Here is a 15315-nt window from a genome sequence, read left to right as displayed (position 1 = left end):
GGATGCTCCTGGAACATGCGTTCCTGTCCTTCCGGCGGCCTTGTGGGCGCCTGTTTCCGGGCCGCGGTGGCGGCTGCGTGTCACACCTCTTGTTCCGCCCGGGTCAGGGCGTCGGGGCGGCGCTCAGGACGCTGCCGAAGAAGACCATGAGGGTGAAGAGGATCATTGGGCCCACGAAGACGTAGCCCAGGACGAGACCGGCGACCGCCATGCCGTGCCCGGACCGCGTGCCGTCCCGGGTTTCCCGCAGGGCGAGGTGGCCGAGGATGACCGCCAGGACGCAGGGCAGGCCGAACAGGCACCAGCCGCCGAGCACGCCGAGGATCCCGAGCACCAGCGACGCCGTCGCCATGCCCGAGGTCAAGACGGGCTGGACGGTGAGCCGCTGTCCGCCCGGCGGGTAGCCGCCATTCTGGTAGGGCATGGCCGGGACCGGCGCGTACGCGCCGGTGGGCGCGGACACCGGGGGATACGGCCCCACGACGGCAGGAAGCGGCGGCTGCGGGCGGGTGGGGTCGAGGCCGGGCTGCGGGTAGGTCATCGGTGGGGTTCCGTTCTTCCGTCGAGGTGGGTGAGCAGGGCGCTCACCTCGGTGTGCAGGCGACGCAGCTCGGCGGCGGTCGGCGCCAGCTCGTAGCAGTGGTGGTGGGCGGCGGCGGACAGGGCCGCCCAGGCGAAGGCGACCCGTCGGGCCACGGCAGGGCTGGGCCCGAAGCGGCTGCGCAGCATCAGCTGCTTCGCCCGGCCCTGCCGGCAGGCGGCCACCACCGGACGGGTCCGCCGCCAGTAGGCGTCGATCCCGCCTTCGAGGGCGAGCCGGATCAGGCAGGCGCACGCCCGCGGCCACCAGCCGGCGGCCACCGCGGCCACGCCGAGCGGGCCGGACCCGCGCAGCATCTGGTCGGCCGCCGCCAGGCAGCGCCGGGGCGTCGGCCCGGTCACGACCGGACCTCCGTACCGCTTCGGGGCGCGGGCACGGCAGCCGCGGGCGGTGGCAACGCCGCCGCCAGGTGCCGGACGTCGGAGACCAGCTCGGGCAGGTCGGACAGGTACGCCCCGTGCACGCCCTCCTTGCACGCCTTGTATGCGTTCACCGCCCGCGACCCGTGCCTGCGACCCAGGTACCCGAGGACGTCACCGCCCCGGCCGGCGTCGTCGAAGAGCGCCAGCGCGACGGTGGTGGTTAGCCGCCGGGACGCGGCCACGACGGCCGCCTCGATGTCGTCGTGCGGCACACCGCGGGCCACCTGCCGCCGCCACACGATCCGGTGGCAGGCCGCCTCGATCGCCGAGCGGCACAGCTCCGCCACCACCGGCCCGCGCACCTCGGACGCGATCTCCTCGGCGCGCGCGAGGGCGTGCGCGTCGTCCAGGTAGCGGGTCACCGGGTCGGAGCCGGGTCGCAGGGTCACCACCGACCGCTCCGCGCGCGTCACCTCGATGATGCGGGACCGGCCGAGGTCGAGGCGGGCGAGGGCGTCGGGCAGCCGGGTGTCGTGGGTGAACACCACCACCTGCCGCTGTTCGGCCAGTTCGGCGAGCACCCGGGCCAGCCCGTCCACCTTGGCCGGGTCCATGCTCTGCACCGGGTCGTCGACGACGACGAACCGGAACGGGCTCTCCGGCGCGCAGCCGCGCGGCAGGAACGTCGCCAGCCCGAGGGCGTGCATCTCGCCCTGGCTCATCACCCCGAGGGCGGTGCCGTTGTCGGTGCCGTCCACGCTGACCGGGATGACCACCCGCCGCCGGGTGTTCGAGCCGGCCAGGGTCATCGCGCCCAGTTCGACGTTGCTCTCCTGCCGTAGCCGCTCCCAGATCCGCTGCGAGTGCTCGGCGAACGGCGCCACCCGCTGGTTGCGCAGCTGCGCCCCGGTCGTCTTCAGCCACGCCCGCGCGGCCTTCAGCCCGGCGAGGGCGCGTTCCCGCTCCGGCAGCGTCCCGGCCGACGCGATCCAGGCCCGCAGCTCCGCGGCCACCGCCCGCCAGCCGGTGTCGCGCCGGCGGAGCAGCTCCTTCGCGTACGCCCGCGCGGTCTCCGCGGCGGCGAACACCGCCGGGTACCGGGCGGTCAGGTGGTCGGCCAGCTCCTCCGGGCCGCCCGGGGCCAGCCGCAGCGCCGTCACCGCCGCGTGCAGGTCGTCGACCGGCACCCCGTCGGCGTCGCCGGTGGGCACGTCCAGGTCGTCGATCAGGTAGTGCGCCCGCTGCAGCAGCGCGGTCAGCCGGGACGCGGCGGCCTGGGCGGCGAGGGTCCGGTCGCGCAGCTCCGCCAGGGACGCCGCCGCGTGGGTCCGCCAGTCGCCGTCGAGGCGGCCCGTCGCGCAGACCGGGCACGACCCGTCACCCCGGTCGTCGTGGTGCTCGACGGCCAGCCGGAGCAGCTCCGCGCTGCGCAGCGACGCCCGCGATCGGCCGCCGTCGTGCCGGCGTGCTTCCGCGGCGGCCTCCCGCAGCTGCCCGGCGAGGCGGGTCACCTCGTCGGCGTCGGGCAGCTGCAGGTCCGCCAGCCGCCGGCACAGCAGCACCGCCTCATCGGCGGTCGGCTCGTCCGGCTCGTCGAGGATCGCGGTCAGCGCCGCCAGGTCGGCCGGGCCCCGGGTGCGCAGCAGCGCGGCGGCCCGCCGGGCCCGCTCATCGTCGATCCCGGCGAGGGTGCCGGCCAGGGTGGCGCGCTGTCCGCGTACCTCCTTGATGGTGGCGTCGATCGGGCGGGCGGCGGCCATCAGGCGGTGGTCGGCGTCGGTGATCGCCTCCAGGCCGAGGATCGCGGAGATGGCGTCGAAGAGCTGGCTCTGGGTGCCGGCGGTGAGCCGGCCCAGCTCGGCGGCGGTGAGGAACGGCCGGTACAGCTCCAGCGGCCGGGCCAGCCCCAGCTCGGTGAGATCCCGGTGCGTGCCGCCCGCACTGGTGACCGCCACCTCGGCGTCGCCCAGCTCCGCCTCCGCCGGCCAGGAACGGACCACCCGGGTGGGCGCGGCCACCCCGTCGACCCGCAGCTCGACGGCGATCCGGCACGGGTCGCCGGCGTGCAGGTTGCGCCACCCGGTACGCCACACGCTGTTGCGGTCCGCCCAGCGCGCGCTGTCCCCGGTCAGGGCCAGTTCCACCGCCTCGGCGAAGCTGGACTTGCCGGAGCCGTTGCGTCCGACCACCACGGTCAGCCCGGGGCCGGGCTCGATGGCGAGGGTGCGCTCCGGGCCGACGCCGCGGAAACCGGCGACGGTGACCGAGGAGAGCCAGATCCGCTCCCGCGGCTCGTCCGCCGCGGTGCGCTGCGGCTCCAGGGCGGTCGGCGCGCCGGCGAGCGCCGCGGCCAGGTCGGCCTCGCCGGTCAGCGCGGCGAGGACCACCTCGGCGGTGTCATCGGGTACGCGGTCGGCGGCGAGCCGGTCGAAGATCAGCTCGACCAGGGGTTCGGTGTGGTTCATCAGGCGACCTCCACTGAGGCGGGTGGGGAAGTGCGTGCCGCGCCGACGCAACGGCTCGACCCGGTGCTGGTACGGCAACGCTCGGTGACTCTCTGCTTGTGGATCGCTGGTCAGGCGGCGAGCGCAACGTGCCATTCGCGTAGAAACGCCTCAACCAGGGCGTGCGCCCGGGCCTGCACGTCGAACGACTCGTCGACCCGGCGGCGCGCCATGTGCGCCAGACTGTCGGCGGCCTCGTTCAGGGCGTGCTGAGCGTGTGCCTTGACGTGCGCGAACGTCAGATCCGGGCGAGCGCCGACCAGGTCGGCGAGCCGCACCAGGGTGGGCTTCATCTCGTTGTGCCGGGGCCGCAGGTCGTAGCCGGCGGGCATCGCACCGGACTCGCCGGCCTGCCAGCGGTGCAGGTAGTTCAGCGCCGGCAGGCTGTCCACGAGCACCGTCATCCTGGCCGGCGGTGTGTCGTAGGCGGTGAGCAGGAACTCGACCGCCCGCAGCTCGCTGACCAGCACCCGCGAGCAGCCGGTCGGGTCGACGCGACCAGGACGCCGGCTGCGCAGGCCATAGCGGCCGTCGCTCGCGACGTACCCGATGCCGCCGGCGCGGCCCTTCCAGCTGGCGTCGGTCGCGGCGATGAGCGGCGCGGCTGTGCCCGCCCAGCGGCGGACCTGGCTGCGGCTCGGGTCATGTGCGGCTCCGATGGCGCCGGCCGGCTCAGGCGCCAGCCCGGCGAACAGGTTGGCGCGGCAGGCGAGCTGGTGCCGGGCGGCGAGCTGCTCGGCGGTGTCGAGCAGCTGCACCGCCGAGCCGAACTCGTCGTAGTGGGCGGCGGTCAGCGCCAGCAGGACCGCGTCGCCGACGGCCTGGCAGGTTTCGCAGCGCCGCGGCTTGACGTAGGTGCGCAGGGCGTGGGCGCGGTCGTGCAGGGGAGCGGGGAGCAGGTCCAGGGCGCGGTGGAACTCATCGGGACGCACGACGCCTCCTGACGTCTGTAGCCGGCGAAGGGTGGTGGGTCTGGTGTTCCGGCGGCGAGCGGTAAGCCTCGGCGGTGCCGTGAGGCTGATGTCGCCGACGGATCAGGCGGGGGTGATGGTCCAGGAGCCGTCAGCGGTGATCTGGACGAGCGCGGGCGCCGACAGCGGGCGGACGCCGGAGTACGCGCCGATCTCGTTGATTAGCAGGCCGCCTTCGCCGGTCTCCAGGGAGTAGGCGTAGACGACGAAGTTGGAGTCGCCCCGCCGATGGGTGATCTTGGCGGCGGCAGCGTCGCCACCCAGCACCACCACGTCGTCGCCCTTGCCCACGGCCTTCCCCGTCGGCGCCTTCGTGGCCAGTTGGTCGATGGTGCCGATCGTCAGCGTCCAGGATCCGGACGCCTCGATCTCGAACTGGGTGGTGAGCGAGTCGTCTTCGAGGTTGATCCAGTGCTTGCCGCTGTACGAGCCGATCTCGTTGACCAGCAGGCCGTCTCCGTCGCTTTTCAGCACCGTGTTGCTGGTGCACTTGCAGGTGAACCTCACGACGGACAGCTCGGACAGCTCGCGGATCCGCACCACGTCGTCACCGCGACCCTTGATCACCTTCGGCTTCGGGGTGGGCGGCGCGGTGGTGGGTGCCGGTTCCGTCGTCGCAGGGGCGGCCGAGGTGGGCGCGGCGGTCGTCGGGGCGGCCGTCGTGGGCGAAGCGGTGGTGGGCGCGGCGCTGCTCGGGCTCGCCGACGCGGCCGCAGACTTCGGGTCCGGGTTGTCGGCGCCGTTGAACACACCGATCAGCGTGCCCCCGCAGCAGAGGACAACGACCAGAGCAATGCAGCCGACGATCCAGGCGCGAGCGTTGGAGCGCCGGCCCGGCGCGGTCGGCACGGGCGGCCCGGCGAGCGTGCCGTCCTGGAACTGGGCAGCGGGCGGGGGCACGGCGGCGCCGGGCGGGAACGGCGCTGCCTGCGGCGGTACGCCGGCCTGCGAGGTGGACTGGTCGGGCGGCATCGGGCTGGTCGGGTCCGTCATGGCGGTCTCCTCTACAGGTGGGCTTCAGTGGCGGGGGAGGGATGGGCGGGCGTGGCGCCCGCCCACGATCGAGTCGTAAGTCAGGCGAGGGAGACCGTCACGCCGCCGGAGAACGGCGAGTCGTGCAGCTCGAGCTTGGCGAGCTTGACGTTCTTCGGGATGTCGAAGACGACCACGCCGGTGACCTGGTTGCCGGGGTTGATGTCATTGAGGAACGTCTCGGCGTTCTTGTTGGCGTAGATGGCGGCCCCGCCGTCGGCGGAGTACTCGGTGCCGTTGGCGGCGTACGCCTTCTGGCTGCTGCCGTCGAACATCTGCGACTCCTTGCCGATGTTCTTGACGTTGACCGTGACCAGGCAGAACTGGCCCTGCGCCTTGGCGCCGAGCATGTCGGTGCCGATCTTGGCGACGCCGCACTTGGACGACTTGACCGTGAACTCGAACTTGCCGTCCCGGGCCGGCTGACCGATCTTCGCGGTCTTCGGCTTGTCGTCACCCTTAGCGCCCCCGGCGTCGGCCTTGCTGGTGGCGTCGTCGGTGGTGCCGGCCCCGCAGCCGAGCGCGATGAGGCCGGTGGCGAGCAGGGCGAGGGTAGCGATCTTGCGCATGCTGAAGCTCCTGTGAAAGAAGGGGATTGCTGGTCGACTCGCCGGATCGGCGCTTCGTCGACGCCCATAAATCACAACAGGAGCACTTACCTGGAGTCCAGCACCGAGGCGTTGAAGTGCTGATAACCCGGGTTACCAACAATACGGCGGCTGCTACGTCAGAATGGTGCCGGGTTCGGCATTGAGCAGCCGTAATCCCCCGAGGCATGGAGATTGAGAGCTGCCTTCGCGTGGCCCTGTCAGGTCGACCGCGGTCCTCCGCTGTTCAGGGCATGGGAGGGCGCCGACCTGCCGCAAGCAGGAGGCCATGGGTCGGCGGGGGGAGCCCCAGCCGCCGGCCCACAGCCTCCTTACGTCCGAGCCGGTTTCGCTACTTCGTCGGCGCTCCGGGTGACCACTCGTTGGCGAAGGTCTCCATTTGACGGATGACCAGGTCGATCGCGGCGCGCTCGTGGTCCGGCGGATAGTCGTAGCGAGCCAGCAGTCGGCGGATGTGGCTGCGCAGCTTGGCGCGTACCGGTTCTCGAGAGAACCAGTCCACTGTGATCGACGACTGGATCGACTTCACCAGCTCCCGGGCGATCTCCGCGAGGGTGCCGACGCCCATGAGCTCCGTAGCCGCACCGTTCTGGGCGACGGCGTCGTAGAAGGCGAGTTCGGCGTGGTTGAGCGGGGGGTCGAACTGGTGGCCGCGCCGGGCGTCCGCGGACACCTGCTTGGCCAGCTCGACCAGCTCGACGATCAGCTGCGCGCTGGTCAGTTGCTGGCGCATGTAGCGGTTCATCAGGTCTTCGAGCTGGGCGGAGAAGCGCTCCTGGCGAACCACGTTGTGCTTGGTGACCTCGCGCATCTTGCGCTCGATCAGCCGGCGTAGCGCCGCGGCGGCCAGGTGCGGGGTCTCCGAGTCCTGCAGGCGCTGCAACGCCACCCCGTTGAGTTCGGTGATGTCGAGCTTGCCGAGGCCGGCCTCCTCGTAGATGTCGGTGATGTCGGCGGCGTCGACCACCTCGGCGGCGAGCTGGGACAGGTAGCGTTCCACCTCGGCCGTGTTGGGCAGGCCCTTGGCCTCCCGGTCGGCGGCCTCCTCCTTGACGATCCAGACCCGGACGTCGCGGAAGTAGTGGATGTCGCGGCGTATCCGCTGGATGTCGCCGGCGCGTTCGGCGAAGTCGCGGCTGGTCGCGCAGAGGGTGTAGAACCGTTCGAGCCGGCCCGCTGAGTCACGGAAGCGCCGGTGCAGCGGCTTCGTGCCGGGCTCCACCTCGTTGCCGGGGGTTCGTGGGTTGCGCAGGAAGTTTGCCGCCTTCTTCACCGCCCGGCGCCAGCGGGTCGGGTCGGTCTGGTCGTCCAGGATCTCCCGCCACTGCACCGGGGCCAGCATGGCCTCGAGGACCGAGATCTCGTTGTGCACCTCACTGATCGCACGCTCGATCTCGCGGCCGAGGGTCTGGTCCTCCTGGTCGCTGGGCGTGTACTCGGTGAGCGCCTTGCGCAGGTTCTCGGTCAGCGGGGCGTAGCCGACCAGCAGGCCGTCCTGCTTCTCCCGGAACCGGCGGTTGACCCGGGCGAGCGCCTGCATCAAGTTGGCGCCCTTCATCGGCCGGTCCATGTAGATGGTGTGGATCGGCGGCGCGTCGTAGCCGGTGAGCAGCATCGAGTGCACGATGAGCAGCTCGAGCTCGTCGTCCGGATCCTTTGCACGGGCCTGGATGGTCTTCTGCTGCGACGGGCGCAGGTGGTGCGGGCGCAGCACCTCCTTGTCGCTGGGCACCCCATGGAAGACAATCTTCATCTTGCCCTTGTCGACGGCCGGGTCCGCCCAGTCGGGCCGCAGCTCCTGAAGGGCGTCGAAGACTCGGACGCAGATTTCCCGGGTCGCGCAGACCAGCATCGCCTTGCCCGGCCCGCCGAGCTGCGGCCGCATCAGCTCCCGTCGCTTCTCCCAGTGCTCGACGAGATCCTTCGCGAGGGTCTCGACCCGGTCGGGGGCGCCGTAGACGGTGTTCATGGTGGCCGCGTACGCCTCAGCCCTGCGCCGCTCTGCGTCGTCCAGGCTGGCGGTTAGCTGCTCCACCTGCTCGTCGATGCTCTCCGGATCGATGTCCGGCGGCAGCGACACCGGGATGATCCGCGGCTCGTGGTAAACCCGCACGGTCGCCTCGTCGTCGACGGCACGCTTGAGGTCGTACACGTCGATGTAGTCGCCGAAGACGGCGCGGGTGTTCACCTCGGCGTTGGCGATCGGGGTGCCGGTGAAGGCGATGAAGGTGGCGTGCGGCAGCGCGTCGCGCAGGTGCCGGGCGTAGCCGTCCAGGCTGTCGTAGTGGCTGCGGTGCGCCTCGTCGACGATCACCAGGATGTTGCGCCGGTCGGAGAGCAGCGGATGCGGCCTCCCGGCGTCGCGCTCTTCCTTCGTACGCCCGAACTTCTGCAAGGTGGTGAAGATGATGCCGCCGGCGTTCCGGTTCGACAGCTTGGCGCGCAGCTCGGCGCGGGTGTCGGCCTGCTCCGGCTCCTGGCCCAGCAGCGTCTGACTGTCGAGGAACGTGTCGAAGAGTTGGTCGTCGAGGTCGTTGCGGTCGGTGAGCACCACGATGGTCGGGTTCTTCAGGGCGGGGTGGCGGGCGGTCATCGCCGCCGTGCACACCATCTCCTCGGACTTGCCGGAGCCCTGGGTGTGCCAGACGACGCCAGCCTTCCCGTCGCTCTGCGATGCCCGCACGATGCACTCGACGGCCCGGACGACCGCGAAATGTTGGTGCGCCTTCGCGATCCGCTTCGCCTTCGACGTGAAGTTGACGAAGCCGGCGGTCAGCTCCAGGAAGCGCCGCTGGTTGAACAGGCCGTAGAGGGCGACGGTAAGCGCCTCCGGGCCGTCGTAGTCGGGCGAGGTGGTATCGACACGTTCCCCCTCGTCGTCGACGTTCCACGGCGCGAAGTGCTCGTAGGGGGTGAACGGGGTGCCGTACTTCGCGGTGACCCCGTCGGAGATCAAGCACAGGACGGTGTGCCGGAAGGCGAGCGGGAACTCCGAGAGGTACGCCCGAAGCTGGGCGTGCGCGCCCGTCAGGGTGGCGTTCTCGTCGGCGGCGTTCTTCATCTCGACGATCGCGACCGGCAGACCGTTGAGGTAGAGCACGATGTCGAACCGGCGCCGGAAGTCGCCGTCGACGATCGTGACCTGGTTGATCGCGCGGTAGACGTTGCGGCCGGGGTCGTCCAGGTCGGCCAGGCGCACGGTGGGGGTGTGCTCGGCACCGAACGCGTCGGTGTACGTGATCGAACGGATGCCGTGGACAACCCGTTCGTGCGCCACCCGGTTCTCGGCGAACGCCTCTCGGGAGGTCACGTCGGTGGCGGCTCGCACTGCGTCGGCGACCGCCGTGGGCGGCAGGTCGGGGTTGAGGCGCTCGATCGAGGCCCGTAGGTCCTCGACCAGCACCAGATCGGCCCAAGCCTGCCGCTGCCCCGACCCGGGTGCGAAGTCCTTCCCGGCACCCGGCTCCCAACCGAGCTCACCGAGGTGATCCAGCGCGAGCGTCTCCCAGTCCGCCTCGTTCATCCAGCCGCCTATACCCATCCCAACCCCTCCCCGGACCGTTTTACTTACCTAGACCGCTTCTTCAATAACCTTCTCGACCTCCCTGATCTGCAACCGCCCCGACATCAGCTCTGGCAGTAGCTGATCTCGCAACGCGACGAGAGCGCGAGACTCCCGAAGAACGGCGAGCAGCTTCTGGCGCAGCGGGTCCACCATTTCGAAGTGCTTCTGCATGAGTTCTTGTGGCGGAATGTCAAGCGATGCACCCACAATCGCCTTGGCATTCATGTTCGATTGGACCGAACCCGACTTCGAAGCGGCGACATAGTCCTGATAGCGCTCCGACTTGAGGAACCCCCATACGAAGTATGCATGTGTCAATGATGCGGTTTTGAGGCGGACCAGATACGATGCGAAAACTGCTTCTTCTTCGTCTTCCTCCACGATTGCCGACTTCCCCGGGTCTGCCATTCGCGCCACGACGATGTCGCCCCGGCCTAGTCGATACTTGTCGAACTTATCGGCAGAGATCTGGCAATATGGTACGTTTGGCCAGTCGATCCAGTTCTCTTTGTTGATGTCCTTCACGCGAAGCAGGCGCGGGCCGATGGAAGCGTCAGTGGAGCTGGCAGTATAGCCGTACTGTGTTCCGCACAGGTCAGACAGCTTGCCCGTTTGCCAATCTTGACTTTTTGCTGCCGGGCTGAAGTGCTTGGAGAATAAAACATGTGACAAGTCGTCCAGCGTGGCGGCGATTCGGTCGTTGACTGCAATCTTGTCATCCAAGGCCCCCAAGACTGCGGATATGCGGCGTTGCGTTGAAAGCTCGGGTATCCTGATGGGCCACTTTGGGAGTTCCACCAGCGGGATGCGATCCACGGTTGCTCCGTGAATTTTCCGCGTCTGGATAACCTGCTGGAAATCGGGTGATAAGTAGGCCAGCAGCAGGAATCTCGGTTCGACTAGTTCGCGTCTCGGTCGGAGGAGACCCATCCGGCGTCCTAATGCCGCCCTGATTCCTCCCGGCATGAGCGCTGCCTCGCCCAGCCTGGTCTCGTAAGAGAAAAGGATATCTCCCGGACTGGGCGTTACTCTTCTAGTCCAGTGCTTAAAGTCTTGTTCGGAAAGATGGGCCGACTCAGACAGTTCGAGACGACCGGAAATGAGGCTCGAAATGCTGAGAAACCAGGGGCCTTCTTCAGTCTTTACAGGTGTCGCGTGAGGTCCGTCGAACACTTCGGCCACGTCGCCGAGAGCGTAAGTCCGCCAATCAGACATCAATCATTCCAAGCTGCTCGCGTACAACGCTCTCCAGTCGGGACGACTCGTCGAAGTGGGCGTACAGCTCCCTCGTGAGGCGCTCGATGCGGTCGGCGAGCGGCTCGGCGTCCGGGTCCTCTTCGGCTTCGGCAGCGCCGACGTAGCGGCCAGGGGTGAGGACGTGGTCGTGGGCGGCCACCTCGTCGAGCTTGGCGGAGTAGCAGAAGCCGGGCATGTCCTCGTACGTCTGGCCCTTGGTCTTGGCGGACTTGGTGCCGCGCCAGGCGTGGTAGGTGTCGGCAATCTTGGCGATGTCGTCGTCGGTGAGGACGCGCTCGGTGCGGTCGACCATGGTGCCGAGGGCGCGGGCGTCGATGAAGAGGATCTCGCCGCGCCGGTCGGTGAGCGCCTTCGCGCCTTGCGGGGTCTTGTCCTTGGTCAGGAACCACAGGCAGGCGGGGATCGCGGTGGTGCGGAACAGGTTCGGCGGGAGGGCGACCATGCAGGCCACCACGTCCGCCTCGACCATCGCACGGCGGATGTCGCCTTCGCCGGACTGCTTGGATGACATCGAGCCGTTGGCGAGGACGACGCCCGCACTGCCGCGGTCGCCCAGCTTGTAGAGGATGTGCTGAAGCCAGGCGTAGTTGGCGTTGCTCTGTGGCGGCGTCCCGTAGCGCCAGCGCGGGTCGGTCTCGCGGCGCGCCCAGTCGCTCATGTTGAACGGCGGGTTGGCCATGATGAAGTCGGCCCGCCGGTCGGGGTGCTTGTCGTCGGCGAACGTGTCGGCCCAGCGGTCGCCGATGCCGACCGGGTCCATGCCGTGGATGGCGAGGTTCATCTTCGCCAGCCGCCAGGTGCGCTCGTTGGCCTCCTGCCCATAGACGGCGATGTCGTGGGTGTGGTCGCGGCCGGCGCGGGCCTCGACGAACTTCTTGGACTGCACGAACATGCCACCGGAGCCGCAGCACGGGTCGTAGACCCGGCCCTCGTAGGGCTCCAGCACCTCGACCAGCACCCGCACCACGCTGGACGGGGTGTAGAACTCGCCGGCCCGCTTGCCCTCGGCGCGGGCGAAGCGCTCCAGGAAGTACTCGTACGTCTCGCCGAGGACGTCCTGCGCCTTCCGGTCGCCGTGGCCGGTGAAGCGGGCATCGCTGATCAGGTCGACGAGCTCCTTCAATCGCTTCTGGTCCACGTTGTCCCGGTTGAAGATCTTCGGGAGGACGCCGGTCAGCGCGCGGTTCTCCTGCATGATCGCGTCCATGGCGTCATCGAGCAGCTCGCCGACGCCGCTGGGTGCGTTCTCCACCAGGTAGTCCCAGCGGGCGTTCTCCGGAACCCAGAAGACGTTGGCGCTGGTGTACTCGTCGCGGTCGTCGAGGAACTCGGCGCGGCGGTTCTCCGGGATGTCGGAGAGGCTGTCGGCGATCTGGCTGCGGCGCTCGGCGAACGCGTCGGAGACGTACTTGAGGAAGACCAGGCCCAGGACGAACTCCTTGTACTGCGCGGCGTCCATGGAGCCGCGCAGCTTGTCGGCGGCCTTCCACAGGATGTCCTGGATCTGCTTGGTGCTGGACATGCCGGGCAGCTCGCCCTGCCCGTTGGCACGTTTGCGTGGGGGCACTGTGTGTTCCGTTCTCTCGTTCAGGAGTTCGTACCGTACAGAGTCGTGAGGGTGCCGTCGGCGAAGCCCGTAACGGCGAGTTCGCGCAGTTCGGCCAGGAGGGCGGCCTGCCGCTGCAACAAGCGCTCGCGTTCGTCGAGGCGGCGCAGGAGCTCGTCCAGGCGGGTCGCCTCGTCCGGGCGCAGGTCGGGGATGGTCACGTCGCGTAGCCTCGGCGCGTGCACCGCGCCAGGGCTGCGCGCGGTGTTTCGGGCGGTGTCGAGCAAGGCCTTCAGGACTCGCGGGGTGAGGGCGTCGCCCGGGGAGACGCGCAGGCCGCGAGCCGGGAACTCGATCACCGAGAAGCCGTCCTCGTCGAGAAAGACACCGAACTGGGGGACCGTGGTGACGACAAGATCACCCGGTTCGGTGAGGCCGACGTGCGGGTACTCAGCGGCGAGCGTGAGCCGGTCCATCCAGCGCTTGCACGACTGCGCGACGACCTCCGCGGCGCCGATGACTCGGTGGTGACCCTGCGGCCCGACATGCTCTGGGGATAGACGATGCCCCGGAAGGGTGCGGACCCGGCGCGCGGTGCGTAGCGCGCCGAGGGAGACCTCCTTCGCGCGGCTTTCGTCGCGTTGCGCCGCCCCGGTGCTCAGAGGGCCGTGCTCCTTCGCGTACCGGATGGCCTCGTATTCCGCGTCGGTGAGGCGGCCCTCGATTTCCCCGATCAGCGCGGGGCGGTCGGCGGCCAGCCGGGCGCGCATGGTGACCGAGGCCGGGCCCGGCGGCCGCAGCGCCGCACCGCGGCGCAGGTCGAGGGCGTCGAGCGGGACCACCCAGCCGGTCCGCGGGTCGTGGCCGTCGCGCCGGTAGCCTTCGGCCCGCCACAGCAGGATGTCCTCGGCCGTGGTTTCCGCGACGCGCTGATCGAGCGCGGCTCCGCTGACGTCGGCGAGTAGCAGGCGGCCCTGGGTGGCGGAGACCGGGTCGCGGGTGAGCAGCCACAGGGCGGTGGAGTGGCCGGGGCGAGCCGGGAACGCGCCGCCGGGCAGTCTTACCACCGCCTCGACGAGGCCACTGGTCAGCAGGTCGGCCCGCTTGGTGATCGCACCGGTGTCGCGCAGTGCGTCGACCAGGCTTGTGGCGGGGCCGACCACGACGGCGGTGCAGCCGGAGCCGAGCCGGTCGGCGATGTCGCTGATCTTGTCGAGGTCCTCGGCCGGGTCGCGCTGCTCGGTCGGCTGGTAGGGCAGCCGGGTCACGACCACGTCGACATCGGCGAACTCGTCGTTCAGCTCGTCCGGAACCACCTCGATGTTGAACTCAGGGACACCGGCCAGTAGCAGCCGGCGACGGATCAGGCGGGCCAGGGCGGGATTCGGCTGAGCGGCGTTGAAACTGAGCGCCTCCGGCTCCTGGCCGGTCAACACTGCGGCGAGCAGGTCGCCCGAGCCCGCGTACGGGTCACCGACCGTGATCCGGCGGCGGCCGCGCAGCCGGCCGGGCACGTCGGCAGCCAGGCGGATCAGGGTGACCAGGTGGGGAGTGAGGGCATCGGCACCCAGCTCCGGCCAGCCGAAGCGAGCGCAGTTGCCGAGCAGGAACTGGTACGCCCGGTTCGCCTCGTAGGCACCCTCGATCAGCTGCTCGACCATTCGCGGAAGATCGGCCAGGGCGGGCGCGTCCTGCAGGTCGGAGAGGAGGAATTCGTCCTCCGGGTCGAACCGGCGGGCCGCCTTCATCAGATCAGCCGTCAGGACGTGGCCGGACATCTCGCGCAGGCAGAGAGCGGCGCCCAGGGAGAGCACCAGGCGGCGGCCGCCATGCTCACGCGCGTACGCAGTGAGGGTGTGCAAAGCGTGCTCGGCGCGCAAGGTCTCCGGGGCGGCGTTGCCCAGCTTGCGGTCCAGCAGCCAGGTGAGGACCGCGTCGGCGGGGAAGAGCAACTGACCGGCGGCGCCGGGCACCGGGGCGGGGAAGTCGGGGTGCCGGCGCCGCCAGGTCGTCACCACCGGGCGCTCGACCTGCGCCAGCTGGGCGATTTCGCCCGACGACATGAACTCGGACATCATGCTCTTCACCTCCTCCTGGCCAAGGGCTCCACTGTAGTCACGCATCCCCCGGCGGCGGAGAGACGATCATGATAACCCGCCTTATCAACCGGTCATTGGCGCCCCGGCAGCCCCATGCGCTTTCCTGGCCCAGCTACCGAACAAGGTCTCGCTGAGCGGCATGAGCAGTAAGACCCACGATCGGCATCAAGATCACCGAGATCGAACGGCAGGGCTGACTGTGCAGTACTTCGTGGGCACCTACGGGCGGACGGACCACTCGTGGCTCGAAGAGCACCCCGAGTTGAAGCGACACTTTGAGGAAGATTCACAGGACTCGCTCGAGGTCTTTCCCTATGAGGTGGCGTTGCGCGACGTCGAGCTGATCAAGGCGGTGGTCGAGCCGAAGACCCTGGGCGAGGTGCGTCGGTCTCCGCTTGCGGTTCCGCTGGTCAAGGCCGTGTACAACGACCGGGCGGCCGTGGACGGCGAGCCCCCGTTCGACGACCTGGGCGACGACGTCCCGTTCGACTGGTATGACGATCTCGGCCTCTTCTGGCGGCCGGGTCCCCGGCTGCGTACGGCGGAGCTGGCGCCTGCCAGCCTGCTCGCCGATTTCGGCCGGGAGGACCGCGCATACGGCATGGACTACGAGCGGGCGACCTGGTTGCCGCTCGACGACCAGGACGCGATCGAGGCGGCGCTGCGTGAGATGGGTCATGAGATCGTCTACGACGACACCATCCTGAACCGCTATCTGGCCTGAGCCGGCCCGAGCCCGCGGCCGGGCCGCCATTCGGGCCCAGCCCCTG

Annotated in this window: 11 protein-coding genes; 1 reads left to right on the top strand and 10 read right to left on the bottom strand. The window is 69.7% G+C overall.

Features of this window, described 5'->3' with window-relative positions:
• Positions 1-103: 103 nt before the first annotated feature.
• The 10 genes from ABIH81_RS24420 to ABIH81_RS24375 all read right to left on the bottom strand — a co-directional run bounded on the left by ABIH81_RS24420 (position 104) and on the right by ABIH81_RS24375 (position 14524).
• The gene (locus tag ABIH81_RS24420; RefSeq protein WP_349877214.1) at positions 104-541 is read right to left on the bottom strand and encodes a DUF4190 domain-containing protein; all 438 of its coding nucleotides are present in this window, start codon (positions 539-541) and stop codon (positions 104-106) included.
• Positions 538-942, bottom strand: coding sequence for a hypothetical protein (locus ABIH81_RS24415; protein ID WP_349877213.1), 405 nt, complete (start codon positions 940-942; stop codon positions 538-540). The genes ABIH81_RS24420 and ABIH81_RS24415 overlap by 4 nt, the downstream gene beginning before the upstream one ends.
• Positions 939-3428 carry an AAA family ATPase gene (locus ABIH81_RS24410; RefSeq protein WP_349877212.1) on the bottom strand — a complete coding sequence of 830 codons (2490 nt, stop codon included), beginning with the start codon at positions 3426-3428 and terminating at the stop codon, positions 939-941. The genes ABIH81_RS24415 and ABIH81_RS24410 overlap by 4 nt, the downstream gene beginning before the upstream one ends.
• A 110-nt stretch (positions 3429-3538) precedes the next feature.
• The gene (locus ABIH81_RS24405) at positions 3539-4399 is read right to left on the bottom strand and encodes an RNase H family protein (RefSeq protein ID WP_349877211.1); all 861 of its coding nucleotides are present in this window, start codon (positions 4397-4399) and stop codon (positions 3539-3541) included.
• A gap of 102 nt (positions 4400-4501) precedes the next feature.
• Positions 4502-5431: a hypothetical protein gene (locus tag ABIH81_RS24400; RefSeq protein WP_349877210.1), complete on the bottom strand. Its 930-nt coding sequence runs from the start codon at positions 5429-5431 to the stop codon at positions 4502-4504.
• Between the two features lie 80 nt (positions 5432-5511).
• Complete coding sequence (locus tag ABIH81_RS24395; RefSeq protein WP_189194739.1) at positions 5512-6039, bottom strand: DUF4352 domain-containing protein; 528 nt, start codon at positions 6037-6039, stop codon at positions 5512-5514.
• 370 nt (positions 6040-6409) lie between these two features.
• The gene (locus tag ABIH81_RS24390; protein ID WP_349877209.1) at positions 6410-9601 is read right to left on the bottom strand and encodes a type I restriction endonuclease subunit R; all 3192 of its coding nucleotides are present in this window, start codon (positions 9599-9601) and stop codon (positions 6410-6412) included.
• 48 nt (positions 9602-9649) lie between these two features.
• The gene (locus tag ABIH81_RS24385) at positions 9650-10825 is read right to left on the bottom strand and encodes a restriction endonuclease subunit S (RefSeq protein WP_349877208.1); all 1176 of its coding nucleotides are present in this window, start codon (positions 10823-10825) and stop codon (positions 9650-9652) included.
• Between the two features lie 25 nt (positions 10826-10850).
• Positions 10851-12467 (bottom strand): class I SAM-dependent DNA methyltransferase, encoded by a 1617-nt coding sequence (locus ABIH81_RS24380; RefSeq protein WP_349877207.1) that lies wholly within the window; start codon positions 12465-12467, stop codon positions 10851-10853.
• 20 nt (positions 12468-12487) lie between these two features.
• Positions 12488-14524: an SAM-dependent DNA methyltransferase gene (locus tag ABIH81_RS24375; protein WP_349877206.1), complete on the bottom strand. Its 2037-nt coding sequence runs from the start codon at positions 14522-14524 to the stop codon at positions 12488-12490.
• Positions 14525-14684: 160 nt separating this feature from the next.
• Between ABIH81_RS24375 and ABIH81_RS24370 the strand changes: the two genes are divergently transcribed.
• Positions 14685-15269, top strand: a complete 585-nt coding sequence (locus ABIH81_RS24370) for a hypothetical protein (protein WP_349877205.1) — start codon at positions 14685-14687, stop codon at positions 15267-15269.
• Positions 15270-15315: the final 46 nt, after the last annotated feature.

The sequence above is a fragment of the Micromonospora sp. HUAS YX12 genome, assembly GCF_040215685.1.
Taxonomy (GTDB): domain Bacteria; phylum Actinomycetota; class Actinomycetes; order Mycobacteriales; family Micromonosporaceae; genus Micromonospora; species Micromonospora tulbaghiae.
This window is presented reverse-complemented; position numbering and strand designations above follow the sequence as displayed.